Consider the following 24,043-nt stretch of genomic DNA (forward strand, 5'->3'; position numbering starts at 1 on the left):
TTGATGCTGACGGTCGCGCCGCTGGCGGCGGCTGGAGCCGGAGCCTGTGCGGGCGCAGCAGCTGCGGCGGCAGGCGCAGCAGTTGCGGCGGCCTTGGGCGCCTCGGCCTTGCCGGCGGGCTTGGCAGCGCCGTCCGACACCACGCCCAGGACCGTACCCGGCACCACGGTGTCGCCATCGGCGGCCTTGATGTCGGACAGGACGCCGTCGGCCGGGGCCACGACTTCCAGCGACACCTTGTCGGTTTCCAGTTCGACCAGGACCTCGTCCTTCTTCACCGCATCGCCGACCTTCTTGGTCCATTTGGCGATGGTGGCTTCCGAAACGGATTCACCAAGGGCGGGGGTCAGGATGTCGGCCATGTCGGGTCCAGGCTTTCGGGTCAGGCGTTCTTATGGAGGGTGTGTGGTTCGGCTTACTCGCTTATCAGGCGAGGGCCTCGGTCGTGAAGGCTTCTAGTTCTTTCAGGTGGCGGCTCATCAGACCCGCAGCGGTCGATGCCGAGGCGGGTCGTCCGACGTAGCGGGCGCGCTTGGCCTTCACCGACAGCTTGTCGAGCGTCAGCTCCAGCCACGGATCGACGAAGGTCCAGCCGCCCATGTTCTTGGGCTCTTCCTGACACCAGACCAGTTCGGCGTTGGGGAAGCGGGCCAGTTCGGTCGAGACCGACTTCATCGGCCAGGGATAGAACTGCTCGAGCCGCAGCAGATAGACGTCGTCGCACGCCTCTCCGGCCTTCACCTTCTTCTCGCGGGCGTCCAGCAGGTCGTAATAGACCTTGCCCGAACACAGGACGACGCGACGAATGTCCTTGTCGGCCTTGATCTTGATGCCCGAGACCTCGGGACGCGTCTGGGCGTCGTCGTGCAGCACGCGGTGGAAGGACGAGCCCTCGGCCATCTCGGCCAGGGTCGAGACCGCCTTCTTGTGACGCAGCAGAGACTTGGGCGTCATCAGGATCAGAGGCTTCCTGAACGGCCGGTGCATCTGGCGGCGCAGGATGTGGAAATAGTTGGCCGGGGTGGTGCAGTTGGCGACCTGCATATTGTCTTCGGCGCACTGTTGCAGGAACCGCTCCAGGCGAGCCGAGGAGTGTTCCGGGCCCTGGCCCTCATAGCCGTGGGGCAGCAGCATGGTCAGGCCGCACATGCGCAGCCATTTGCGTTCGCCCGAACTGATGAACTGGTCGATCACCACCTGGGCGCCGTTCACGAAGTCGCCGAACTGGGCTTCCCACATCACCAGGGTGTTGGGGTCCGACAGGGCGTATCCGTATTCGAAGCCCAGCACCGCCTCTTCGGACAGGGCGGAATCGATGACTTCGAAATCCGCCTGGCCTTCGCGCAGGTTGTTCAGCGGGATGTAGCGTTCCTCGGTCGTCTGATCGATGACGCCGGAATGCCGCTGCGAGAAGGTGCCGCGCACCGAATCCTGGCCCGACAGGCGGACCGGGAATCCCTCGTCCAGCAAGGAGGCGAAGGCCAGACTCTCGGCCGTGGCCCAATCGATGGTTCCTGCGTCGATCGAATCCCGGCGCGCCTCGATGACGCGTTTCAGCGTCTTGTGCATGTCGATGCGGTTGGGGATGGTCGTCAGCCGGTGGGCGTAGTCCTTGAGCTTGGACTCAGCCACGGCGGTGGCGCCGCGACGCTCCTCCCCGTCTGGCAGACCCACGCCCTTCCACTGGCCGTCCAGCCAGTCAGCCTTCTCGGCCTTGAAGGTCTTGCCGGCCTCGAACTGCTCGTCCAGCCAGGCCTCGAAGCGGCTGACCTCGGCGTCGACGCCGGCCTGGTCGATGACGCCTTCTTCGACCAGACGCTTGGAATAGATCTCGCGCGTCGTCGGCTGGGCCCGGATCTTGGAATACATCAGAGGCTGGGTGAAGGTCGGGTCGTCGCCTTCGTTGTGGCCGAAGCGGCGATAGCAGAACATGTCCACCACCACGTCCTTGTGGAATTTCTGACGGAACTCGGTGGCCACCTTGGCGGCGAAGACGACCGCTTCGGGATCGTCGCCGTTGACGTGGAAGATCGGCGCCTGGACCATCAGGGCCACGTCCGAGCAATAGGGCGTCGAGCGCGAGTTGCGCGGCGAGGTGGTGAAACCGATCTGGTTGTTGATGACGAAATGCATCGTCCCGCCCGTGCGGTAACCCTTCAGCCCCATCAGGGCGAAGCATTCGGCGACCACGCCCTGGCCGGCGAAGGCCGCGTCGCCGTGGATCAGCAACGGCATGACCTTGGAGCGGTCCAGGGCCCACTGGCCCTCGGGCACGCCGACATTGGCCTCGCGGATGTCGAACGCCTGTTTCGCCCGCGCCTTGCCCAGGACGACCGGGTTGACGATCTCGAGGTGAGACGGGTTGGCGGTCAGAGACAGGTGGACCTTGTTGCCGTCGAACTCACGGTCCGATGAGGCGCCCATGTGGTATTTGACGTCGCCCGAGCCCTCGATGTCCGAGGGCACGGTCGAACCGCCCTGGAACTCGTGGAAGATGGCCTTATAGGGCTTGCCCATCACCGCGGCGAGGGTGTTCAGGCGGCCCCGGTGGGCCATGCCGACGATGATCTCGTCCACGCCCAGGGCGCCGCCGCGCTTGATGATCTGCTCCAGAGCGGGGACCATGCCCTCGCCGCCGTCCAGGCCGAACCGCTTGGTGCCGGGGAAGCGCTTGTGCAGGAAGCGTTCGAAGCCCTCGGCCTCGATCAGCTTGTTCAGGATGGCCAGCTTGCCTTCCTTGGTGAAGGCGTTCTCGGCGAACTTGTCGGGGCCTTCAAAGCGCTGTTGCAGCCAGGCCTTCTCCTCCGGTTCTGCGATATGCATGAACTGGATGCCGATGTTGCCGCAGTAGGTTCGCTTCAGGATCGACAGGACTTCGCGGATCGAGCCGGTCTGCAGGCCCAGAACCCCGTCCAGATAGATGGGGCGATCCATGTCGGCTTCGGTGAAGCCATAGAATTCGGCCGTCAGCTCGGGATTGTTGACCGCCTGCTCAATGCCCAGAGGGTCCAGCGTGGCCTGCAGATGGCCGCGAACCCGGTAGCTGCGGATCAGCATCAGGGCGCGGATGGAATCATGAGCGGCGGCGCGGATTTCCTCGGCGGAAACGCCCGCTGAAGCCGCCGGAGCCGGAGCCGCGACGGGCGCAGCGCCCGGCTTCTTGGGATCGGGCTTGGGCGCAGGCCAGCGACCGTCGAACACGGCGGCGTCCTCGGTGGGCTCGCTGGCCACGCCGCGTCCCCACGACCCGGCCGCGTGCGAGGCCTGAACCGTGGCGGCGGAATCCTTCAGCTGGTCGAAAAAGGCGCGCCATTCGCCCGAGACGGAGCCCGGATCGGTCGCCCATTTCTCGTGCAGGTCTTCGATGAACCCGGCATTGGAGCCATAAAGGAAGCTGGTCTCGGCAAAGACCTGGTTCAGCCGGCCGGCATCGTCCGCCATCGTTCTCGTCGTCCCTAGGCCCTCCGTACACGTTTACGTGAGGGCGGTGCGTTTCATATAGGCTCTGTTTCCTTATGGGTCATGACCGAATGGGGGCGGTCGGGCCGAAAAAGCGTCATTGAGAGACAAATTTCGTCGCCGGGTCGTCACCTGCGCGCTTCCGCCGCAGATGAAGCGCGATTTCGCTCCGCTTGGGCCAAAGAAAAACGCCCCCGGCCGAGACCGGGGGCGTCTTCAATCTTCTCACAAGCCGCCAGGCTGGAGGGCGTCTTAGCCCTTCAGAACTTCGACCAGGGTCTTGCCGAGGCGGGCCGGCGATTCCGACATACGGATGCCCGCGGCCTCCATGGCCGAGATCTTGGATTCCGCATCGCCCTTGCCCCCCGAGACGACGGCGCCGGCGTGCCCCATGGTGCGGCCCTTGGGAGCGGTGCGGCCCGCGATGAAGCCGGCCATCGGCTTCTTGCGGCCCTTCTTGGCTTCGTCGATCAGGAACTGGGCGGCGTCTTCTTCAGCGCCGCCGCCGATTTCGCCGATCATGATGATCGAGGTGGTCTCGTCATCGGCCAGGAACATTTCCAGCATGTCGATGAACTCGGTGCCCTTGACCGGGTCGCCGCCGATGCCGACGGCTGTGGTCTGGCCCAGGCCTTCGTTGGTGGTCTGGAAAACGGCCTCATAGGTCAGGGTGCCCGAACGCGAGACGATGCCGACCGAGCCCTTCTTGAAGATGGAGCCCGGCATGATGCCGATCTTGCACTCGTCGGGCGTCAGGACGCCCGGGCAGTTGGGGCCCAGCAGGCGCGACTTGGAGTTTTCCAGGCGGCGCTTGACCTTGACCATGTCCATCACCGGAATGCCTTCGGTGATGCAGGTGATGAAGGGGATCTCGGCGTCGATGGCCTCGATGATGGCGGCGGCGGCGCCTGCCGGCGGGACATAGATCACCGAGGCGTCGGCCTTGGTGGCTTCCTTGGCTTCTGCCACCGAAGCGTAGATCGGCAGGCTTTCGCCGTGCGAGCCGGTCCAGTTCGTGCCGCCCTTGGTGGGGTGGACGCCGGCGACCATTTGCGTGCCGTGATAGGCCAGCGCCTGTTCGGTGTGGAAGCCGCCGGTCTTGCCGGTCAGGCCCTGGACGATGATCTTGGTGTTCTTGTCGACGAGGATGGACATGGATCTGCTCTGATTATTCGGTCAGCGGGACGGTCGGTGGATGAGCCCTAAGGCTCAACCGACCGCCGCGACGATCTTCTGGGCGGCGTCGTCGAGGTCATCGGCGGCCTGGATGGTCAGGCCGGATTCGTTCAGAATCTTCTTGCCCAGCTCGGCGTTGGTGCCTTCCAGACGGACGACCAGCGGAACCTTCAGGCCCACTTCCTTCACCGCGGCGACAACGCCCTCGGCGATGACGTCGCACTTCATGATACCGCCGAAGATGTTGACCAGGATGCCCTGGACGTTGGGGTCGGCGGTGATGATCTTGAACGCGGCCGCAACCTTGTCCTTGCCGGCGCCGCCGCCGACGTCACAGAAGTTGGCGGGCTCTTTGCCGTACAGCTTGATGATGTCCATCGTGGCCATGGCCAGACCGGCGCCATTGACCATGCAGCCGATGTTGCCGTCGAGCGAGACGTAGGCGAGGTCCCACTTGGAGGCTTCGATTTCCTTGGCGTCTTCTTCGGTCTCGTCGCGCAGGGCCCGGATGTCCTCGTGGCGGAACAGGGCGTTGCCGTCGAAGCTGACCTTGGCGTCCAGAACGCGCAGATGGCCGTCCTTCATGACGATGAGGGGGTTCACCTCCAGCATGTCCATGTCGGTCTCGACAAAGGCCTTGTAGAGGATGGGGAACAGCGACTTGCCGTCTTCGGCGGCCGCGCCGGTCAGGCCGTAGGCGGCGTTGATGGCGGCGACGTCGGCGTCGGTGACGCCGGTTTCCGGGTCGATGACGATGTTCTGGATCTTCTCGGGTGTGTCATGGGCGACGGCCTCGATGTCCATGCCGCCCTCGGTCGAGACGACGAAGGCGATGCGGCCGAACTGGCGGTCGACCAGCAGCGAGCAGTAGAGCTCACGGTCGATGTCGGCGCCGTCTTCGATATAGAGGCGGTTGACCTGCTTGCCGGCGTCGCCCGTCTGGGCGGTGACCAGGGTGTTGCCGAGCATTTCCTTGGCGTGGGAAACGGCTTCCTCAACCGAGAAGGCCAGGCGGACGCCGCCCTTGGCGTCGGCGCCCAGTTCCTTGAACTTGCCCTTGCCGCGGCCACCGGCGTGGATCTGCGACTTCACGACGTACAGAGGGCCCGGCAGGGACTTGGCGGCGGCCTCGACCTGATCGACCGAGGTGACGGCCACACCGGCCGCGACCGGAGCGCCAAAGCCCTTGAGGACCTGTTTGGCCTGATATTCGTGAATGTTCATGGACCGTTGCCCTGACTGTGTCTGGATAAGTTGCGGCGCTTATAGGCGTCGGCTCTTCGCAGGTGCAACCGTGGGAATATTCACCGATCCGTGAAACGCGTTGGACCTTAGTCGACCCAGTCCTTCTGGAGCGTCCGTGAGGCGCCGAACAGCAGGGCCGAGGCCATCAGATAAAAGCCCATGCCGGTGTAGATGGCCCAGCGCAGGCTCTCGTCGCCGAACCGAGGCGCCAGAAGGTCGCTCATCCAGCCGAAATAATAGAATCCGACCGCGATCCCCAGCAGGTTGTTGAACAACAGGAAGATGGCCGAGGCGGTCGAACGCATCGGCGCGGGGGCGATATGCTGGACCGCCGCCGTGATCGGACCCAGCCAGGCCAGGTTCAGCCCCGTGGGAATCAGGAAGATCAAAAAGGCCAGGGTCAGTTGCTGCACCTGCGACCCGCCGCCCGGCAGGACCAGGCCGATCAGCCAGGGCGAGTTCATGGCCAGGATGAAACAGGGCGCCGAGATCAGGAAGGCGATCGCGGGCGTCAGGGGATAGGCGCCCTTGCCGCGCTTGGACAGCTTGTCGGCGACCATGCCGCCGCCCCAGATGCCCAGGATGCCGCCGATCAGGGCGATGCCGGAATAGTACCAGCTGGTCTGGGCCAGGGTCAGGTCGAAGCTGCGCATGAAGAACAGCGGCAGCCAGCCGGCCACGCCATAGCCGCACACCGACGACGAGGCCGCGCCCAGCGCCAGAAGCCAGAAGCTGGGCTTGGGCAGGACGGCCGAGGCGGTGACGCGGGCGATCATGAAGGAGACGCCGATCACGCCCGCCAACAGACCTGCGAACATCAGCAGCAACGGGTTGGCCGGGATCAGCCCGCCCCAGGCCAGGGCCGCCAGCACCAGAAGACCTGCGGCCAGACCCATCAGGCCAAGGGCCACCGTCTTGCCGAGGCGACCATCGCCGGCGACAGGCGCGGCGACAGCGGCGGCGCTTGCCGGTATCGCCGCAGGCGGCGCTACGGGCGCGGTCTTGACCACATCCATGCCGCCCCGCTTGGGGTCCTTGACCGTCAGCCGCAGCAGGGGCGCGACCAGCAGGCCCAGCACGCCGACGACGATGAAGGCCGTGCGCCAGCCGTACTCGGCCGCCAGCAGACCTCCGACCAGGGTGCCGGCCGCCGTGCCCAGCGGGATGCCGAAGGCGAAGCCGGCTAGGGCACGCGCCCTCTGGTGCGGCGGGAAATAGTCGGCGACCAGGGAATAGGCCGGGGCCACGCCGCCCGCCTCGCCCACGCCCACGCCCATGCGGCACAGGAACAGTTGGCCGAACGACCCGGCCATGCCGCACAGGGCGGTGAAGCCCGACCAGACGGCCAGGGCGCCGGTCATGATCCACACCCGGCTGACCCGGTCGGCCAGCCAGGCCAGGGGGATGGCCAGGGTCGAATAGACCGAGGCGAAGGCGATGCCGCCCAACAGGCCGAACTGCTGGTCCGACATCCCGAACTCGGCCTTCAGCGGCGCGGCCAGGATGCCGATGATCTGCCGATCCACGAAGTTGAGCATGTAGACCAGGATCAGGATGGCCAGCACATAGAAGCGATAGCCGGGGCGCTCGCCCGAAGTCGGCGACGCCGAAGCCTGGTCTGAAGCCATGGTTGTGTTCCTGTCCTCGATCGGCGTCTGCGCGCCTGTGCACATTCTAGGGCTGTCGTCAGCCTAGGGCGGGATCGGCGCCCCGCAAAAGAAAAATGAGCCCAAGAAAAAGGGCGGCGACAGAATGCCGCCGCCCCGTTTCGTCGTCCTGTTCGCGTCGCGCCTAGTATTTGGCGGTCAGCTTGACCATCCAGGTCCGTGGCGCGCCGTAGTAGGCGGTGCGGATGTTGCCGATGGACGAGAACTCCTGGGCGTCGGTCTTGTAGACCTCGTCCGACAGGTTCTGGCCGTACAGGCCGACGGTGTAGCGGTCCGAGGCGTCGGCCCAGACGACGCGGGCGTCGTAGAGCCAGTAGTCGTCCTGGTACATGCCGTCGATTTCGGTGTCGGTGTTGGTGAAGGTGTTGTCCACCGCCAGGGCCATCTTCGAGCGGAACTTGGCCGCGCCGCCGACCGTCACGCTGGAGCCGCCGTCCAGCACGTATTCGTACTGACCGCCGAAGCGCAGGGTCCATTTCGGCGAGAAGGCCGGATCCTGGAAGGCGCGGCTGCCCGAGAAGTTGGTGAACCGGGCGTCGTCGAACTCCTTGTAGTCGGCGTCGAGGAAGCCGATCTGGGTGTCCAGCGTCAGACCGGGAACCGGCACGACCACGCCTTCGATCTCGAAGCCGAGGATGTCGAGCGAGCCGGCGTTGATCACCGACAGGGTGCCGACCGGAACGCCGCTGACGGGGTCGGTTTCCAGACCCGTGACGCGCGCCTGGAAGTCCTCGTACTTGGTGAAGAAGGCCGCCAGGTTCAGGCGCAGGCGGTTATCCCAGTACTGGGTCTTGGCGCCGACCTCGAAGGTGTCGGCGGTTTCCGGCTGGTACTCGGTCGATTCACCGGGCGTGTTGGCGCGACCGTTGAAACCGCCCGACTTGAAGCCCTGCGAATAGCGGCCATAGACCATGGCGTCCGGCGACAGCTGATAGTCGGCCGACAGCATGATCGAGGTGTCGTCATACTTGCCGGTCGGCGGCGTAAAGCCGTAGGCCGAGACCAGGAAGGGCGAGGTCGAGGTCACATTGGTCGACCGCGCATAGTCCTTCTCTTCCTCGGTGTAGCGCACGCCAGCCGACAGGCGCAGGGCCTCGGTCGCCTGATAGGACAGGTTGGCGTAGGCCGCCTTCGACGTCGTCTCCAGGTCGTCGTCGATGAAGCGCGTGAAGGTGTAGCTGCCGGGGAACAGAGGCGGCAGGTTCAGGTTCGACGTCAGGTCGTCGTTGTACGACTCCTGATGCGAGGTGACGTTTTCCTTCAGGTAGTACAGGCCGCCCACCGCCGTCAGGCGGTCGTTGGTGTAGGTCAGTTGCAGTTCCTGGCTGACCTGGTCCTGATCCACGGCGACCAGGGCGTCGGCGATTTCGAGCTGGGTCGCGTCGAAGTCGATGTAGTCGTCGGTGCGCAGCTCGCGGTAGCTGGTGATCGACTTCAGCGTCAGGGCGTCGGACAGGTCCCACGCGGCGCGCAAAGACGTGCCCCAGGACTCGAGACGGGTCTCGTTGGGCAGGCCCGGCGTCGTGCGGGTTTCGAAATTATATTCCGGCGTCGCAGTCGGCAGAACGATCAGGGGCGCGCCGAACAGATTGGTCAGGGTGTTCTGGGCCTGGCCGACCGTCAGGCCGGCGTCGTCCTTGGAGTAGTCGGCGGTCAGGTCGATGCGCAGGTTGGAGGCCGGGTCCCAGGCCAGGGCGGCGCGGACGGCGTTGGAGTTCTTGTCGTTGTATTCCGCGCCGGTCGCCGGATCGGTGACATAGCCGCCACGCTCGGAATGCAGGGCCGACAGACCCAGGGCCAGGGTGTCGCTGATGGGGCCCGACACGGCGCCCTGGACGTCGATCTGGTCATAGTCGCCATAGGCGACCGAGCCGCGGGCGCGGAAGTCCTGGCCGGGACGACGCGACACCAGCTTCAACGCGCCGCCGATGGTGTTCTTGCCATACAGGGTGCCTTGCGGTCCGCGCAGGACCTCGACGCGTTCCAGGTCCAGCAGGTCGAACTGCGTGCCGCGGATACGGCTGAAATAGACGTCGTCGACATAGACGCCGACGGCGGGGTCGAAGGTCTGCAGGGCGTCGGGCTGACCCACGCCGCGGATATAGATGTTGGTCGCGTTGGACGAACCCCGGCCCTGGACCAGGTTCAGGTTGGGCACGGCGCCCTGGATGTCGGTGACCTGCTGGGCGCCGATGCGCGACAGGGTCTCGCCCGAGAAGGCGGTCAGGGCCAGCGGCGTGCGCTGGGCGGATTCTTCGGTGCGGCGGGCGGTGACGATGATGTCTTCGACCGTCGCGGCGTCGGTGTTCTGGGCTGCATCCTGCGCATAGGCGCCGGTCGAAATGGCGGCGACAGCCGCGCCGGCCAGCAGCGAGCTCTTGACGAGTCGGTTCATGAGAATCCCGTTCTTGATTTCTGTTGTTTCCAAAGACGCTGTTTTTTATTCAACGTTCAATGATTTTCGTGACCGTGACCGTAACGGGGCCTTCTGTCAAACCGTGCGGCCTGGACGGGTGGTCGCGCCGCCTCTGCTGTGGCGCCGTTGCACTAGGTGCGGCAGAGGGCCTAGCGTGAGGTCATGACCAGTTCCGCCCATCCGACGCCCCAGGCCTCGAACGACATCGACGACCCGTCCGGGCGGGCCGCAGACGTCGCTGGCCCTGCCCCCGCCCGTCGCGGCCGACCGCCCAAGACCCAGGCGGCCGCGGCCGTATCCGGCACGCGCGAGACCATCCTGGACGCGGCCGAGGACCTGTTTTCAAAACACGGCTTCTATGGCGTCACCATCCGCGAGGTGGCGCGCGAGGCGGGCGTCGACACCGCCCTGATCCACTATTATTTCGGCGCCAAGCGCGGCCTGTTCGACGCCGTCTTCCTGCGTCGAGCCGAGGTCTGGAACAACGACCGGGTCAACGCCATCAACCTCTATGCCGAGACCCACGGCGACGACATGACCCTGGAGGGTCTGTTCGAGGCCTTCCTGCGCCCGCCGTTCGAGTGGTCGGCCAAGGGCGGGCCGGGCTGGAAACACTATTCGGCCCTGGTGGCCCAGACCAACGCCAACCCCGCCTTTGGCGGCGAGACCATGGCCCGCTATTTCGACCCGGCCATCCTGAGGCTCATCACCCTGATCCGCCAGGTCATGCCCGAGGCGCGCGAGCAGGACGTCTATTGGGCCTATCACAACCTGTCGGGCGCCCTGACCCTGACCCTGGGCGAGACCGGACGGCTGGATCGCCTGTCGGGCGGCCTGTGCCGATCGGGCGATCTGGAAAGCGCCTGCGACTACATGGTCCGGTTCGCCGCCGCGGGGTTCAGGGCCGTCTGTGCGGCCCCTGCGCCGACACCCGCTTCTACCTCAACCTGATCCGTTCGGTGATCCCGGTCGGGGGCAGGTCGAACGCGGCCTGATCGAACGGCGGCGGGCCGAACCGGCCGCGCACATTGTTGGACCAACCCTGGGGTTCGCCGCCCAGGCCCAGGGCGCCCTTGCGCTGAATCCCGTCGCCGTCGACATCCTGCCAGGCGGCGATGGCGTAGCGGCCGGGGGTCATGCCCAGCACCCAGGCGCGGGTCACCGGGCCGTTGCGCTCGACCATCAGGGTCCGCAGCGCGCCTTCGCCCCGTCGCAGGGCCTCCGCGTCCTGATAGATGGACACCGAAATCCGGCCTTCCTGGCTGGTCTCCAGTTCGATCTGAAGCGTGACCTGGGTCGAGCCGGGGCTGCGCGGACGGGTCGGCGCGACGACGGAGCCGCCCGAGGTCTGGGCGCCTGGAATGACGGTGATCGTCGGGGCGCTGACCGTTCCGGCGGGCGCAGGGGCGATCACTGCAGGCGGGGCCGGAACGCTGACGGCGGTCTCGTCCGGCTGGGCCACAGGAGTTCCCACGGGCGGCGGCACGGGCGCACTGGCGCGCGGCGGCGGCGGGACGGGCACGCTGCCGGTCTGTTGCGCCGAGGCGGCGGAGGCGGTCGCCAGGACCACCAGAGCCGGAACCAGGAGCGCGGAAAGAAGGGCGATCTTCATCGGGACAGTCTTCATGCCAAGTTTCGCCAATGGCAAGGCGGTTCGCCTGACGCGACCCTCAGTCGTCGCCCTCAATGGCGTGGATCTGATCGTCGTCGAGGCCGAAATGGTGGCCGATCTCGTGGATCAGGACATGGGCGATGATCTCGGCCAGCCCCACGTCGCCCCGCTCGCACCACTCGTCCAGGATCGGACGACGATAGAGAAAGACCCGCGACGGCTCAGCCGCCGGCCCCATGCTGTCGCGGCTGCCGATATCGACGCCGTGATAGAGGCCGGTCAGCTCGAACGGGTCCTCGATCCCCATGCCCCTCAGCGTCTCCTCGTCGGCGAAGTCGTCGATACGGAACACCACCTCGCCTGCCGCCTGACGAAACCCCTCGGGCAGGTCGGCGAAGGCCTGCTCGGCCAGTCGCGCGAAGTCGTCGAGGGAGGGGGCTGGCTGATCCAGCCACCGGGTGTCTGCGGGTTCGGTCATTGTGCTCAGAGGTTATGGAGTCGAAATTGAGGAGTAGGGGAAGCCCAGCCTAGCGCCAACAGCACGCCCTTCCCTACCGCCAACGCCCTAACCCCTACTCCCTCTCTCCATTTCCATTATGGTGAACGCCGAATCGGCGGGTGAAACGGAATGGCGGGAGCCGACATCGCCTTTGTGGCGGCTAGCGGAGCGGCGGGTCTGGCCCTGTCCGTCAGCGCCTGGGCATGGCGTTTTCGTCATCGCCTGGCCGCGCGGGAGGCCGCTGTCGAAAGCGGCGCGGCCTATGCCGCCGAGACCCTGGCCGAGCGCGACGCCGCCCTGTCCGCCTTCGACGACATCCGCATCGGCCTGAGATCGGACGGCGGGGTGACCGCCATCCTTGGCGCGCCCGAGGGCATCGCCGCCGCCCGCGCCGACCTGGCGCCGGGTGTCGAGAACGTCGACGACGCCGTGGTCCTGGCCGTCGCGGTCCATACCGCCCATCCCGCCGCCGTCACCGCCCTGGTCGAACAGGGGATCGGCTGCGACCTGCGGATCGAGACGGACCGGGGCGCCTGGGCCATCGAGGGACGGCTGGTCAGCGGCGCCGCCTGGCTGAGGCTAGCCCCCGCCCGCGCCGCCCCGCATCAGGTCGATACGGGTGTCGGCCTGGGCCTGGGGCTGCTGGCCGACGCCTCGCCGGCGCCGACCTGGGTCGTGGACGCAGAGGGTCGACTGGTCTGGGCCAACCGCGCCTGGCTGAGCGAGGTGAAAGCCCCCAGCCTGGACGACGCCCGCAGCCGCAGCCTCAGCTTCGATCGAGGCGCCGAGGCGGTGCTGGCCGAGGCGGGGCGGCTGGGCGTGCGCCAGGAAGGCTTCCGCTGGACCTCGGGCGGGGGCCGCAGGCGTGCCTGGCGGATCGTCGCCGAACCCCTGGGCGGGGCCTCGGCCGATGCGGGCGACCTGTCGAGTCCCGGCGCCGTCCTGGCCTTCGCCATCGACATGACCGAGGCCGAGGAGACGCGCGACACCCTGCGCCGCCACGTCGAGGCCCATGACGAGACCCTGAACCACCTTGCCGACGCCGTGGCCATCTTCGGCCCGTCCAAGCGACTGGCCTTCCACAACACCGCCTTCCAGGCCCTGTTCAACATCGACCCGGCCTGGCTGGACGAACGCCCGACCCATGCCGAGCTGCTGGATCGTCTGCGCCAGCGCCGGATGCTGCCCGAGGTCATCGACTACGCCGGCTGGAAGACGCGCGAACTGGAGTTCTATGGCGCCGCCGAGGCCGCGCCCGACGATAGCTGGTCCCTGCCCGACGGCCGGACCCTGCGCGTGGTGCGCCAGCCCCACCCGCTGGGCGGCATCCTGCTGCTGTTCTCGGACATCACCGACGAGCTGAAGCTGCGCAGCCGCTACAACGCCCAGATCCAGGTCCAGACGGCGACGCTCGACAAGCTGAACGACGCCGTCGCCGTGTTCGGCTCGGACGGGCGGCTGCGGCTGCACAACGAGGCGTTCGAACGCTTTTGGGACATCCTCGGCGACCGGCTGGAGGCGGCCAGCGACTTCGACGCCATCGCCGAACTGCTGAAAGCCGTCATCCCCGATCCGGCCCTGTGGCTGGGGCTGAAGGCGCGGGTCGCCGATCCCGATCCCGAAAGCCGCATCGCCGTCTCGGGCGAGGCGCGCACCACCGATGGCCGTATCGCCGCCTGGCAGACCCGCCCGCTGCCGGACGGCGCCACACTGGTCGCCTTCTCCGACGTCACCGCAAGGCGCGAGCTGGAACAGGCCCTGGCCGCCAAGGCCGCCGCCCTGGAGGAAAGCCAGGCCCTGAAGCGCGAGTTCGTCGGCTCGGTCAGCTACGAGCTGCGCACGCCCCTGACGACCATCGTCGGCTATTCCGAACTGCTGGAGACCCTGGGCGACCTGCCAGAGCGCAGCCGCCAGCACGCCGGCGCCATCCGCGTCGCCGCCAGCCAGCTGGCCCGCTCCATCGACGACGTGCTGGACATGGCCCAGATCGACGCCGGCGAGATGGAGCTGACCCTGGGCGACGTCCGGGTCTGCGACCTGCTGAGCGAGACCGCCGAGAAGGTCCGCGCCCGCATCGAGGGGCGGGGTGCGACACTGACCATCGTCTGTCCCGACAGGCTGCGCCCCATGCGCGCCGACGAAAAACGCATCGGCCAGGCCCTGGATCACCTGCTGGAGAACGCCACCCGCGCGGTCTCCGACGGAGGCGAAGTCACCCTGACCGCCGAAACCAATGCGTCCGAGGTTCGGATCCGGGTTCAGGATACGGGACGCGGCATCCCCTATCACCTGCAGGCCCACGTCTTCGATCGCTTCGTGCGTCGCGACCGGGGCGGCCCCGGCGTCGGCCTGGCCCTGGTCAAGGCGTTGGTCGAACTGCACGGCGGCTGGGCCGAGGTCGAGAGCGAGCCCGGCAAGGGCGCGGCCTTCATCCTGCACCTGCCGCTGGAGGCGGTCCGCGACGCCGCTGCGCCCGAGCTGCTGCTGGGGTGAGACGCGATTAGGGTTTAGGGAGTAGGCGTCGGGCCATCAGCCCCGCTTTTCCTGCCTCTCGGACCTCCAAATGACCGCCCCCCTCAAGACCGCCATCATCTACGACTTCGACGGCACCCTGGCGCGCGGCAACATGCAGGAGGTGACCTTCATCCCCTCGGTGGGCATGGGCATCGGCGACTTCTGGGGCGAGGCCGACCGTCTGACCCGATCCGCCGATGGCGACAACATCCTGATGTACATGCAGCTGATGCTGCAGCGCGCCCGCGAGCATGGCGAACCGATCACCAAGAAGCTGCTCAAGGAACACGGCGAGGACGTGAAGCTGTTCGACGGCCTGCGCACCGACCTGACCGGCCCAGGCTGGTTCGAGCGCATCGACGCGGTGGGCGCCAAATACGGCCTGGAGATCGAGCACTACATCATCTCTGCGGGCCTTGAGGAGATGATCGAGGGCTGTCCGATCCGCGACGCCTTCCACCACGTCTTTGCCTCCAAGTTCGCCTACGACGACCACGGCGTGGCCATCTGGCCGGCGGTCGGGGTCAACTACACCACCAAGACCCAGTACCTGTTCCGCATCAACAAGGGGGTGCTGAACCACTGGGACCACGAGCCGATCAACCGCTTCGTTCCCGACGACGACCGCCGCATCCCGTTCGAGCGCATGATCTTCCTGGGCGACGGCGACACCGACGTGCCGACCATGAAGATGATGCACACCAAGGGCGGCTTCTCGATCGCGGTCTATGACCCGCGCAACTCCGACAAGGACCAGAAGAAGATCTACAGCCTGATCTCCGAGGACCGGGTCAACTTCGTCGCCGCCGCCGACTATCGCGAGGGCCAGCCGCTGGACCTGATCGTCAAGGGCCTGATCGGCCGCATCGCCATCAACGAAGGCGCCATGCCCGCCGGGATCTAGGAGCTTAGCGCCCCCCGGCGCGGGCCCAGGCGTCGCGGGCGTGGGCCAGACGGGCCGGGACCAGACCTTTCAGAGGCGTGGGGCGGGCGGCGCATTTCAGCCCCGCCTCCTGTCCCTTCGACCAGGCCACCGAGGCTTCGCAGGCCGTGCCGGCGTCCACGTCGACCACCGTCACTACGGCGGGCAGGGAGATGGCGCGGTCCAGCCGCAACCGCATACCCCCATCCGACAGATCGACGATGCGGCAGGCCAGTTCCAGTCCGGGCGCGACCAGGACGCCGCGTGTGTTGGCGGGTCGGCGCGGCTCGAACCGGCGGTCGGGTGTCTTGTCGAAAAGGGCCATGGGGACGCTAACGCTTCAGGGACATCATGGCGCCGGAGGGATCGAAGCCGATCCATCAAAGCGGGGCGAGCGGTCGTCGTCGAGGTCGATGATACAGTCGGCGGCGACATTGCCGGCCAGCATCGACCGGGTGATCCGCTCGAAATGAGCGATGAAGTCCGCCATAGCCGCCCGGTCGTCGGGATCGAGATCCAAGGCCGGGACGCCCAGCAACCCGGCCTGCTGTTCTGAGCGCCAGTCCAGCACGCGGTCGAACGAGGGCGCGCGCAGGAACAGCAGCCCGTCCAGAGCGGCGGTCAGGTCGGCGTAACCCTCGCTCAGGGCCTGATTGCACAGGCCGCGCCAGCGCCCGTCGGCGTCCTGTTCGCGTTCCAGATCATTGACGGGTTCAGCCAGGTCTGCCGCCGTCTGGGGCGCCGCGCCCAGGCACCAGCCCTCCAGCAGGATGGCGGATGGGCGACCGACGAAGACGGGCCAGTCGGTGCGGGGCGCCACGTCGTCGGCCAGTTTGTCGAAGGTGCGCAGGGGCGTGCGATCCCCCGGGCCCGCCGCGCGCAGGCGGGCGATCAGGGCGGACAGGCCCTCCAGATCATGGGTCAGGGGCGGGCCGCGGGTGACGAATAGCGGATGCAGGCGGCGCGCCAGGGCTTCCCGCTCGGCCCGGCTCAGATAGGCGTCATCCAGCGACAGGCTGACGATGGACATGTCCTTGGCCGCCGCTGCACGGGCCAGGGTGGACTTGCCCGAGCCTTGCGCGCCCGAAATCCCGATCAGGGGAACCGCGGCGCCCGATGTCCTGGCCTTGGCGACCATTTCCGCGACCGCCGACAGCAGCCGGGGGTGGATCACGTCAGTGCTGGCTCTCGGGCAGGCGCACGATCAGGCCGTCCAGGGCGTCCGACACGCGGATCTGGCACGACAGGCGCGAGGTCGGCTCCACCTGTTCGGCGAAGTCGAGCATGGACTCCTCCATGGCGCTTGCCTTGCCCGCCGCCTCGGCCCAGGCCGCGTCGACATAGACGTGGCAGGTGGCGCAGGCGCAGGCCCCGCCGCAGTCGGCGTCGATGCCGGGGACGTTGTTGCGCACCGCGCCTTCCATCACCGACAGGCCGTTCTTCACGTCAACGACGTGCTCGGCGCCCGAGTGCTCGATATAGGTGACCTTGGCCATGAGCCCTCAAGTAGCGTCAGCGATAGGGCGAAGCAAACCTAGGCCGCCTGTTTGCGACGGCTGGGGGCGACCATCAGCTTCTTGGTTTCCGCGATCGCCTTGGCCGGGTTCAGCCCCTTGGGGCAGACCTGAGCGCAGTTCATGATCGTGTGGCAACGATAGAGCTTGAACGGGTCCTCGAGGTCGTCGAGGCGGTCCTGGGTCTTGTCGTCGCGGCTGTCGGAAATCCAGCGATAGGACTGCAGCAGCGCCGCCGGGCCGAGGTACTCGCCCTGGTTCCACCAGTAGCTGGGGCACGACGTCGAGCAGCAGGCGCACAGGATGCACTCGTACAGGCCGTCCAGCTTGGCGCGCTGTTCGGGCGTCTGCAGACGTTCGGTCGTGGGATCGGCCTCGTCGGACTGCAGGTAGGGCTTGATGCTGTCGTACTGGGCGTAGAACAGCGTCAGGTCCGTCACCAGGTCCTTGACCACCGGCTGGTGCGGCAGGGGGCCGATGGCGATGGTGTTCGAGGAACACTCGTCCATGCCCTTGGTGCAGGCCAGGGTGTTGCGCCCGTCGATGTTCATCGAGCAGGAGCCGCAGATGCCCTCGCGGCACGAACGACGGAACGACAGGGTCGGGTCGATCTCGTTCTTGATGTGGATCAGGGCGTCCAGCAGCATAGGGCCGTGATCGTCGGCCGAGACCTCGAACTCGTCCCAGCTGGGGTTCGCGTCGACGTTGGGGTCGTAGCGATAGACCTTGTAGGTCTTGACGTTCTTGGCGCCGGCCGGAGCCTTGTGGACCTTGCCCTTGGAGGGCTTGGAACCGATGGGAAGGGTGAATGCGGCCATATCAGTAAACCCTCGCCTTGGGCTCGATGTACTCGACGTCCGTGGACATCGTGTATTTGTGCACCGGCCGGTAGTCGATCTTCACACCCTCGTCCGGACGCTTCCAGGCCAGGGTGTGCTTCATCCATTCGTTGTCGTTGCGGTCCGGGAAGTCCTCGCGGGCGTGGGCGCCGCGCGATTCCGTGCGGTTCAGCGCGCCTTCGATGGTGACCAGGGCCTGATCGATCAGGTTGTCGTATTCCAGGGTCTCGACCAGATCCGTGTTCCAGATCATGCCGCGATCGGTCGTCTTGATGTCCGACCCCTGGGCGTGGATGGCGCGCAGCTTGGCGACGCCTTCTTCCAGGGTCTTGCCGGTGCGGAACACGGCGGCGTCGGACTGCATGGCGCGCTGCATCTCGATGCGCAGCTTGGCGGTCGGGGTCGAACCCGAGGCGTTGCGGAAGCGGTCCAGGCGGGCCAGGTGGGCGTCCGTCGTCGAGGCCGGGGCGTCCGGCGTCTTGGAGCCCTTGTCCACCACTTCCCCGACCCGCAGGCCGGCGGCGCGGCCGAACACGACCAGGTCGGTCAGGCTGTTCGAACCCAGGCGGTTGGCGCCGTGCACCGAGACGCAGGCCGCCTCGCCCACGGCCATCAGGCCTGGAACCACGCTGTCGGGGTTGCCGTCGCGCAGGGTCAGGACTTCCCCGTGATAGTTCGTGGGGATGCCGCCCATATTGTAGTGGACCGTCGGCAGGACCGGGATCGGCTGCTTGGTCACGTCCACGCCGGCGAAGATCTTGGCGCTCTCGGAGATGCCGGGCAGGCGCTCGTGCAGGATCTTCGGATCGAGGTGGTCGAGGTGCAGGTGGATGTGGTCCTTGTTCGGACCCACGCCGCGGCCTTCGCGGATCTCGATGGTCATGGAGCGCGAGACCATGTCGCGCGGGGCAAGGTCCTTCACGGTCGGCGCATAGCGCTCCATGAAGCGCTCGCCTTCCGAGTTGGTCAGGTAGCCGCCCTCGCCGCGTGCGCCCTCGGTGATCAGGCAGCCGGCGCCATAGATGCCGGTGGGGTGGAACTGCACGAACTCCATGTCCTGCAGGGGCAGGCCGGCGCGCAGCACCATGGCGTTGCCGTCGCCGGTGCAGGTGTGGGCCGAGGTGGCCGAGAAGTAGGCGCGGCCGTAACCGCCGGTAGCCAGGATCACCATCTTGGCGCGGAAGCGGTGCAGGGTGCCGTCGTCCAGCTTCCAGGCGGTGACGCCGGTGCAGGTTCCGTCCTGCATGATCAGGTCGAGGGCGAAGTATTCGATGAAGAACTCGACCTCGCGGCGCACCGACTGTCCGTACAGGGTGTGCAGGATGGCGTGGCCGGTGCGGTCGGCGGCGGCGCAGGTGCGCTGCACCGGGCCTTCGCCATAGTTGCGGGTCATGCCGCCAAAGGCGCGCTGATAGATCTTGCCTTCTTCGGTGCGCGAGAAGGGCACGCCCCAGTGTTCCAGCTCATAGACGGCCTTGGGAGCCTCGCGGACCAGGTATTCGATGGCGTCCTGGTCGCCCAGCCAGTCCGACCCCTTGACGGTGTCGTACATGTGCCATTTCCACGAATCCTCACCCATGTTGCCGAGCGAGGCGGAGATGCCGCCCTGGGCCGCAACCGTGTGCGAACGGGTCGGGAAGACCTTGGTCACGCAGGCGACCTTGAGGCCCTGCTGGGCGGCGCCGAGCGCGGCGCGAAGGCCCGAGCCCCCGGCGCCGACGACGACGACGTCGTATTCGTGATCGACGAACTCGTAACTAGCCATGAAGGATCAGAACCCCAGTCCGGCGGGCAGGGGCGCAGAACCCAGCGCCAGCCGCACGATGAAGAAGACGCTGGCCGCAGCCAGCAGCAGGCAGACCAGATTCAGCAGGCCCATCAGGACCCGGCTGGTCCCCGGCTTGTGGATGTAGTCCTCGATGATGACCTTCCAGGCCAGGGCCGCAAAGCCGAAGAAGACCAGGGCGGTGACGATGGCCAGCCCGGCGTTCAGCCAGCTGCCGAACCAGGCCAGCACCGCCGCATAGCCTGCGCCCGACAGGGTGACGACGCTGGACAGGACCCACAGGCCGAGCGGCATGAGGGCGGCAAGGGCGAGCTTTTCGGTCTTCCACTCGCCGGCGCCGTGGCGCTCGGAGATCTTCACGCCCTTATGGAATTTGGCGGCTGCGCTCACAGCGAGACCCTCCCCGTGGCGAACAACAGGACCCAGAACAGCACTGCCAGCGGGATCGGGCCCCAGACGGCGATGTTGGACATCAGGTTGGCGGGCTTCAGCGTCAGGCCCCGGCCCAGATCGTTGATCAGGTGGCGCGCGCCGTTCAGCAGGAAGGAGAAGAGCACCACCGTCAGGCCGAAGCCGACGAACAGGCCCAGGGGCGAGGCCGCGCACTTCAGAACGCAGGCGTAGACCTCGGGTCCAAAGGCGAGGGCCGCCAGCCAGCCGACCAGGATGATGGCGGCGACGCTGGCCGCGCCGATCGTGATGCGGAACAGGATCGAGGCCGTCATCGTGACGTGCCAGCGCCAGGTCTGGAGATGCGGGGACATGGGCCGGGGACGGCCGTTCGGCTGGATCACGACCTTGGCGGACAGGTCGCCCGCCTTGTCGGCATCGGCCGGAATATTGGGGACGCTCGTCATGCGAATGGTTCTCAAAACCCTTTGAAATCAGGCGTTCTTGCAGGATGCAGTGGCTTTAAGGACCCCAAAGCCGGGGTGTCAACGCGCGCTTGTGCGCTGCGGCGGAAACAATTCTTGTCGGTGCGGAACCGATCACGATTTCGAGTGTTGCGGCAATGCACTAGCCGCGCCCGGTGTCCGGACTCAGTCTGGGCCCATGCTGGTGCTGCCCTTCCTCATCGCCGTGATCTCAGCCGCCGCCGATCCGGCATCCGAGCCTGAGACCTATTCCCGGCCCGCCATCGCCCCGTTCGAACCGGCCTCCAGCTTCGGCCGCAGCCGGGCCCAGGGCGATGCGGAGACCGACCACTATCGCCGCCCCCTGACCGCGCCGGTCAGCGTCGACGCCTATCACCGCAGCTACGAATACAGCCCCTCGGACAGCGAGACGAGCTACGAACAGGGCGTGGCCCAGGCGCAGATCGACGCTCAGGCGCTGATGGGCGGGCTGGACGGCGCTTGGCAGGTCATGGACGCCCAGGGCGACGTGCTGTCGGACCTGGTGGTCAGCGACGCCGGAACCGACAGCCGTCTGGAAGCCGCCTGGAGCCTGAGCGGCGCCCGCGATGTCGCCACCACCGCCCGCCGCGAAGGCGACGCCGTGGTCATCGAGGCCGGGATCGGCGCTCGCACCACCCGGCTGCGCCTGACGCCCACGCCGCAAGGCTGGGCCGGCGACCTTGCTGGGGCAGGCCTGAGCTGGCCCGTCAGCCTGAAGCCCTCCAACCCAGGTTGAGCCCGCACGACAATGGCTGGACTGGACAACCCCAATCCGCCACTCCATCTGTGACGGATGACGACATATAACCTCCGCACCGTCGCCCGCAGCCATCGTGCGATCCGCGACGACATCGCCGACCTGGTCACCCGCCGCCCGGTTCCGGGACCGGGGATCGAACAGATCGATCCCTTCCTGTTCCTGAACCACCACGGGCCGCAGACCTATGCGCCGGGCAACCGGGGCCTGCCGTTCGGGCCGCATCCGCATCGCGGCTTCGAGACCGTGACCTTCATCCTCGACGGCGAACTGGCCCACAACGATTCCTCGGGCGGCGAGAGCATTATTCGCGCCGGCGGCGTCCAGTGGATGACCGCCGGGTCGGGCCTGATCCACGCCGAACTGTCGCCCGCCGACTTCAAGCGCGACGGCGGCCCGATGGAAATCCTGCAGCTGTGGGTCAACCTGCCCTCGCGGCTGAAGATGACCCCGCCCGCCTATGTCGGCCTGCAGGCCGGTGACATCCCAAGCTTCACCGCCGATGAGGGCCGGGTCACCGTCGAACCCGTCTCGGGCCGGTGGGGCGAGACCCAGGCGCCGATCCAGTCCCTGATCGACATCCATCTGGCCGTACTGAAGTTCCGGCCGGGCGGCGTATTCACCGCGCCTGTCGCGCCGGATCGCAACGTCTTCCTCTATGTTGTCTCGGGCCAGGTCTCGGTCGGCGGCACGGCGGTCGAGCCCTGGAACCTGGTCGCCCTCAACCCCGACGGCGATACAGTGGGCATTGAAGCCTCTACCGAGGCTGTCGTCCTGCTGGGCCACGCCCTGCCGATCGGCGAGCCGGTCTTCAGCCACGGCCCCTTCGTGATGAACACCCGCGAGGAGATCATCCAGGCCATCGAGGACTATAACGCCGGCAAGTTCGGGCCTGCGCCTCTTGTTTGAGGTCGCTTCGCGACGCGCTAACGCTCGGCTCGCGGAGCCTCGCTGCTTGAGCGCATTCTCGGTCAAGGGCGCTAACGCTCGGCTCGCGGAGCCTCGCTGCTTGAGCGCATTCTCGGTCAAGGGCGCTAACGCTCGGCTCGCGGAGCCTCGCTGCTTGAGCGCGCTTCTCGGCAGCTAGGCCAGTGTCGCCACCGATAGGGCCAGTCGAGCCTGCTCGTATCGCACCGCCTCGCCACGTCCCCAGACCGGGTCGGGCCACAGGCCGTCGTCGCGGCGGCGGCCGACGATGTGAACGTGCAGCTGGGCGGTGACATTGCCGATGGCGCCCAGGTTCAGCTTCTCGACAGGACGCCCGGCGCTTTCGCCCAGGGCGCGGACCAGGGTTCCGGCGCGCACCGCCTCTTCCATCAGCAGCGCCCGGTCGATCGGCGACAGGTCCTCCAGCTCGACCGCCCCGGCCACGCGCGGGATCAGGATCAACCAGGGAAACCGCGCGTCGTCCTGAAGCCGGACATGACACAGGGGCCAGTCGGCGACTGCGACCGATCCCGCCTCGAAGGCGGGTGCTACAGACCAGTCGTCCATGCTCAGTTCAGGCCGTAAACGACGCAGGCGCTGTCGGTCAGGGTCTGCAGCGGCGGCTGCAGCGCCAGCCGCGCCGCCTCGATAGCCGCCTCGCTCGGGGCCGCTCCACCTGCGGGCGGGGGCGGCGGCGCCGGCGGCGCCGCCATTTCCATCCTCGCCCTGCCGGTCACGACGACCTGATCCAGAGAGGTCTGCTGATCGTCGCTGCCTCCGTACGACGGCCAGCCGGCCAGCACGTCCGTCTGGCAGGCGCGGCTGGTGGAATCGATCAGCCGAACGGGCCCCAGGGTCGCGCCCGCGTTCTCGGCAGCCGCCACCGCGCGCCGCCGTGCGTCCTTGATCGCCTCGGCCGCCAGGTTGGCTTTCCAGGCGTTGTCCGGCTCCAGCGAGAAATAAACCTGACTGATCGAGGTCGGCTGGGACGCCACCACGGTCGCATAGACCCGCTCCAGCAGGGCGGTGTCCCGTATCGACAGGCTGACCGTCGCCACGGCCTGATAACGTTCGATCCGATCCGCGCGGACATTGTCGCGCAGGTTGCCGTTCTCGTCGCGGTACTGGTCATAAAGGGGCTGGGTCGTCAGGGTCGTCTCGACGCGAACCTTGTCGACGCCATAGGCGCCCAGAGCCTGGCTCAGCGCCCGGACCTGATCGGCGGCCTTTCTCGACGCCTCGCTGACATTGCGTTCGACCGACTGGAAGCTGGCCGAAAAGCCAGCCCGATTGGCCTGGATCTCGACCCGCACCTGTCCGATCGAGGCGATCACCGGATCGCGCATCCACCAGGGCGCCGGGACATACTGCTGGCCGATGGTGGCCGGCGGGGTCTGGGCCAAGGCGGCGCCCGAGGACAGGAGCGTCGCCAGGATCACCGAGCCGAAGAGGGCGTCACGCATATCTGATCTCCAATGCACCGGGTCCTGCGGCAGGATGAAACCGGGGTTGAATAGTCCGAACAGTCTGAATCCTGGGCCGCCATCGTCGTCTTGAACAGATGAAACCGGGTCTGAAAGGTCTGAAGGGTCTGAAATCGGCCGATCCCGATGGGGTCGCCTACCGGTCAGGCAGGACGGCCATAGGCCGGGGTGGTGGCATCATAGGGCCGCCATGGAGCGGGCTGTATCAACAGGCCGATTATTTCCGCACGACAGGCCTGACGTTCCATCACGGTGGCGCACGTGTCTTGCGGGCGAAGCGCGCCGGGTCTAGACCGCCGCCCACGATTTCTTCTCGCACCTGCGAACCGC

At 67.1% G+C, this 24,043-nt stretch carries 21 protein-coding genes and 1 pseudogene; 5 read left to right on the forward strand and 17 right to left on the reverse strand.

Annotated elements, in window-relative coordinates; genetic code table 11:
* Positions 1–5 precede the first annotated feature (5 nt).
* From ACO05L_RS01020 to ACO05L_RS01045, 6 genes and pseudogenes are all read right to left on the reverse strand, one after another.
* Positions 6–362: pseudogene (locus tag ACO05L_RS01020) on the reverse strand (biotin/lipoyl-containing protein); the annotation flags it as partial.
* Between the two features lie 64 nt (positions 363–426).
* Positions 427–3,441, reverse strand: a complete 3,015-nt coding sequence (locus ACO05L_RS01025) for a 2-oxoglutarate dehydrogenase E1 component (protein WP_421730324.1) — start codon at positions 3,439–3,441, stop codon at positions 427–429.
* A 270-nt stretch (positions 3,442–3,711) separates the two neighbouring features.
* On the reverse strand, positions 3,712–4,614 hold the full coding sequence (gene sucD, locus ACO05L_RS01030; RefSeq protein ID WP_421730325.1) for a succinate--CoA ligase subunit alpha: 903 nt from the start codon (positions 4,612–4,614) through the stop codon (positions 3,712–3,714).
* A 54-nt stretch (positions 4,615–4,668) separates the two neighbouring features.
* Complete coding sequence (sucC, locus tag ACO05L_RS01035) at positions 4,669–5,859, reverse strand: ADP-forming succinate--CoA ligase subunit beta (RefSeq protein WP_421730326.1); 1,191 nt, start codon at positions 5,857–5,859, stop codon at positions 4,669–4,671.
* Between the two features lie 107 nt (positions 5,860–5,966).
* A complete protein-coding gene (locus ACO05L_RS01040; RefSeq protein ID WP_421730327.1) occupies positions 5,967–7,508 on the reverse strand; it encodes a spinster family MFS transporter in 1,542 nt (513 codons plus the stop codon).
* 163 nt (positions 7,509–7,671) lie between these two features.
* Complete coding sequence (locus ACO05L_RS01045; RefSeq protein WP_421730328.1) at positions 7,672–9,942, reverse strand: TonB-dependent receptor; 2,271 nt, start codon at positions 9,940–9,942, stop codon at positions 7,672–7,674.
* 183 nt (positions 9,943–10,125) lie between these two features.
* Between ACO05L_RS01045 and ACO05L_RS01050 the strand changes: the two genes are divergently transcribed.
* Entirely contained in the window at positions 10,126–10,914 is a 789-nt protein-coding gene (locus ACO05L_RS01050) for a TetR/AcrR family transcriptional regulator (protein WP_421730329.1), read from the forward strand.
* Here ACO05L_RS01050 and ACO05L_RS01055 read toward each other — a convergent pair.
* Entirely contained in the window at positions 10,901–11,575 is a 675-nt protein-coding gene (locus ACO05L_RS01055; RefSeq protein ID WP_421730330.1) for a DUF2141 domain-containing protein, read from the reverse strand. The genes ACO05L_RS01050 and ACO05L_RS01055 overlap by 14 nt on opposite strands.
* Positions 11,576–11,633: 58 nt before the next feature.
* Positions 11,634–12,053, reverse strand: coding sequence for a metallopeptidase family protein (locus ACO05L_RS01060; RefSeq protein ID WP_421730331.1), 420 nt, complete (start codon positions 12,051–12,053; stop codon positions 11,634–11,636).
* 150 nt (positions 12,054–12,203) lie between these two features.
* Between ACO05L_RS01060 and ACO05L_RS01065 the strand changes: the two genes are divergently transcribed.
* Together ACO05L_RS01065 and ACO05L_RS01070 are read left to right on the forward strand one after the other, a co-directional pair.
* A complete protein-coding gene (locus ACO05L_RS01065; protein ID WP_421730332.1) occupies positions 12,204–14,567 on the forward strand; it encodes an ATP-binding protein in 2,364 nt (787 codons plus the stop codon).
* A 70-nt stretch (positions 14,568–14,637) separates the two neighbouring features.
* Complete coding sequence (locus tag ACO05L_RS01070; protein WP_421730333.1) at positions 14,638–15,492, forward strand: HAD family hydrolase; 855 nt, start codon at positions 14,638–14,640, stop codon at positions 15,490–15,492.
* Positions 15,493–15,496: 4 nt separating this feature from the next.
* Here the strand turns inward: ACO05L_RS01070 and ACO05L_RS01075 are convergent, their stop codons facing one another.
* From ACO05L_RS01075 to sdhC, 7 genes are read right to left on the reverse strand one after another with little or no spacing between them, the layout of a single operon-like run.
* Complete coding sequence (locus ACO05L_RS01075; protein ID WP_421730334.1) at positions 15,497–15,835, reverse strand: PilZ domain-containing protein; 339 nt, start codon at positions 15,833–15,835, stop codon at positions 15,497–15,499.
* Between the two features lie 24 nt (positions 15,836–15,859).
* A complete protein-coding gene (locus ACO05L_RS01080) occupies positions 15,860–16,684 on the reverse strand; it encodes a kinase (protein ID WP_421730335.1) in 825 nt (274 codons plus the stop codon).
* A 1-nt stretch (position 16,685) separates the two neighbouring features.
* Positions 16,686–17,006, reverse strand: coding sequence for a 2Fe-2S iron-sulfur cluster-binding protein (locus tag ACO05L_RS01085; protein ID WP_421730336.1), 321 nt, complete (start codon positions 17,004–17,006; stop codon positions 16,686–16,688).
* 38 nt (positions 17,007–17,044) lie between these two features.
* Positions 17,045–17,842, reverse strand: coding sequence for a succinate dehydrogenase iron-sulfur subunit (locus ACO05L_RS01090; RefSeq protein WP_421730337.1), 798 nt, complete (start codon positions 17,840–17,842; stop codon positions 17,045–17,047).
* A gap of 1 nt (position 17,843) precedes the next feature.
* Positions 17,844–19,628, reverse strand: coding sequence for a succinate dehydrogenase flavoprotein subunit (gene sdhA / locus ACO05L_RS01095; protein ID WP_421730338.1), 1,785 nt, complete (start codon positions 19,626–19,628; stop codon positions 17,844–17,846).
* Positions 19,629–19,634: 6 nt separating this feature from the next.
* Positions 19,635–20,039 carry a succinate dehydrogenase, hydrophobic membrane anchor protein gene (locus ACO05L_RS01100; RefSeq protein ID WP_421730339.1) on the reverse strand — a complete coding sequence of 135 codons (405 nt, stop codon included), beginning with the start codon at positions 20,037–20,039 and terminating at the stop codon, positions 19,635–19,637.
* Complete coding sequence (gene sdhC, locus ACO05L_RS01105) at positions 20,036–20,506, reverse strand: succinate dehydrogenase, cytochrome b556 subunit (RefSeq protein ID WP_421730340.1); 471 nt, start codon at positions 20,504–20,506, stop codon at positions 20,036–20,038. Before sdhC ends, ACO05L_RS01100 begins: the two co-directional genes overlap by 4 nt.
* Positions 20,507–20,702: 196 nt before the next feature.
* On the opposite strand from sdhC, the gene ACO05L_RS01110 reads away from it, so the two are divergent.
* A complete protein-coding gene (locus ACO05L_RS01110) occupies positions 20,703–21,281 on the forward strand; it encodes a hypothetical protein (protein WP_421730341.1) in 579 nt (192 codons plus the stop codon).
* A gap of 57 nt (positions 21,282–21,338) precedes the next feature.
* Entirely contained in the window at positions 21,339–22,211 is an 873-nt protein-coding gene (locus ACO05L_RS01115; protein ID WP_421730342.1) for a pirin family protein, read from the forward strand.
* 174 nt (positions 22,212–22,385) lie between these two features.
* Here ACO05L_RS01115 and ACO05L_RS01120 read toward each other — a convergent pair whose 3' ends face one another.
* The gene (locus tag ACO05L_RS01120; protein ID WP_421730343.1) at positions 22,386–22,796 is read right to left on the reverse strand and encodes an HIT domain-containing protein; all 411 of its coding nucleotides are present in this window, start codon (positions 22,794–22,796) and stop codon (positions 22,386–22,388) included.
* Between the two features lie 2 nt (positions 22,797–22,798).
* Positions 22,799–23,692, reverse strand: coding sequence for an SIMPL domain-containing protein (locus ACO05L_RS01125; RefSeq protein WP_421730344.1), 894 nt, complete (start codon positions 23,690–23,692; stop codon positions 22,799–22,801).
* Positions 23,693–24,043 lie beyond the last annotated feature (351 nt).

The sequence above is a fragment of the Brevundimonas sp. genome, assembly GCF_965227765.1.
Classification (GTDB): Bacteria; Pseudomonadota; Alphaproteobacteria; order Caulobacterales; family Caulobacteraceae; genus Brevundimonas.

Excerpts from the sequence above, each read along its gene's own strand:
- ACO05L_RS01025 (WP_421730324.1), bottom strand. The coding sequence starts at position 3,441 with ATGGCGGACGATGCCGGCCGGCTGAACCAGGTCTTTGCCGAGACCAGC.
- sucD (WP_421730325.1), bottom strand. The coding sequence starts at position 4,614 with ATGTCCATCCTCGTCGACAAGAACACCAAGATCATCGTCCAGGGCCTG.
- sucC (WP_421730326.1), bottom strand. The coding sequence starts at position 5,859 with ATGAACATTCACGAATATCAGGCCAAACAGGTCCTCAAGGGCTTTGGC.
- ACO05L_RS01040 (WP_421730327.1), bottom strand. The coding sequence starts at position 7,508 with ATGGCTTCAGACCAGGCTTCGGCGTCGCCGACTTCGGGCGAGCGCCCC.
- ACO05L_RS01045 (WP_421730328.1), bottom strand. The coding sequence starts at position 9,942 with ATGAACCGACTCGTCAAGAGCTCGCTGCTGGCCGGCGCGGCTGTCGCC.
- ACO05L_RS01050 (WP_421730329.1), top strand. The coding sequence starts at position 10,126 with ATGACCAGTTCCGCCCATCCGACGCCCCAGGCCTCGAACGACATCGAC.
- ACO05L_RS01055 (WP_421730330.1), bottom strand. The coding sequence starts at position 11,575 with ATGAAGATCGCCCTTCTTTCCGCGCTCCTGGTTCCGGCTCTGGTGGTC.
- ACO05L_RS01060 (WP_421730331.1), bottom strand. The coding sequence starts at position 12,053 with ATGACCGAACCCGCAGACACCCGGTGGCTGGATCAGCCAGCCCCCTCC.
- ACO05L_RS01065 (WP_421730332.1), top strand. The coding sequence starts at position 12,204 with ATGGCGGGAGCCGACATCGCCTTTGTGGCGGCTAGCGGAGCGGCGGGT.
- ACO05L_RS01070 (WP_421730333.1), top strand. The coding sequence starts at position 14,638 with ATGACCGCCCCCCTCAAGACCGCCATCATCTACGACTTCGACGGCACC.
- ACO05L_RS01075 (WP_421730334.1), bottom strand. The coding sequence starts at position 15,835 with ATGGCCCTTTTCGACAAGACACCCGACCGCCGGTTCGAGCCGCGCCGA.
- ACO05L_RS01085 (WP_421730336.1), bottom strand. The coding sequence starts at position 17,006 with ATGGCCAAGGTCACCTATATCGAGCACTCGGGCGCCGAGCACGTCGTT.
- ACO05L_RS01090 (WP_421730337.1), bottom strand. The coding sequence starts at position 17,842 with ATGGCCGCATTCACCCTTCCCATCGGTTCCAAGCCCTCCAAGGGCAAG.
- sdhA (WP_421730338.1), bottom strand. The coding sequence starts at position 19,628 with ATGGCTAGTTACGAGTTCGTCGATCACGAATACGACGTCGTCGTCGTC.
- sdhC (WP_421730340.1), bottom strand. The coding sequence starts at position 20,506 with ATGACGAGCGTCCCCAATATTCCGGCCGATGCCGACAAGGCGGGCGAC.
- ACO05L_RS01110 (WP_421730341.1), top strand. The coding sequence starts at position 20,703 with ATGCTGGTGCTGCCCTTCCTCATCGCCGTGATCTCAGCCGCCGCCGAT.
- ACO05L_RS01115 (WP_421730342.1), top strand. The coding sequence starts at position 21,339 with ATGACGACATATAACCTCCGCACCGTCGCCCGCAGCCATCGTGCGATC.
- ACO05L_RS01120 (WP_421730343.1), bottom strand. The coding sequence starts at position 22,796 with ATGGACGACTGGTCTGTAGCACCCGCCTTCGAGGCGGGATCGGTCGCA.
- ACO05L_RS01125 (WP_421730344.1), bottom strand. The coding sequence starts at position 23,692 with ATGCGTGACGCCCTCTTCGGCTCGGTGATCCTGGCGACGCTCCTGTCC.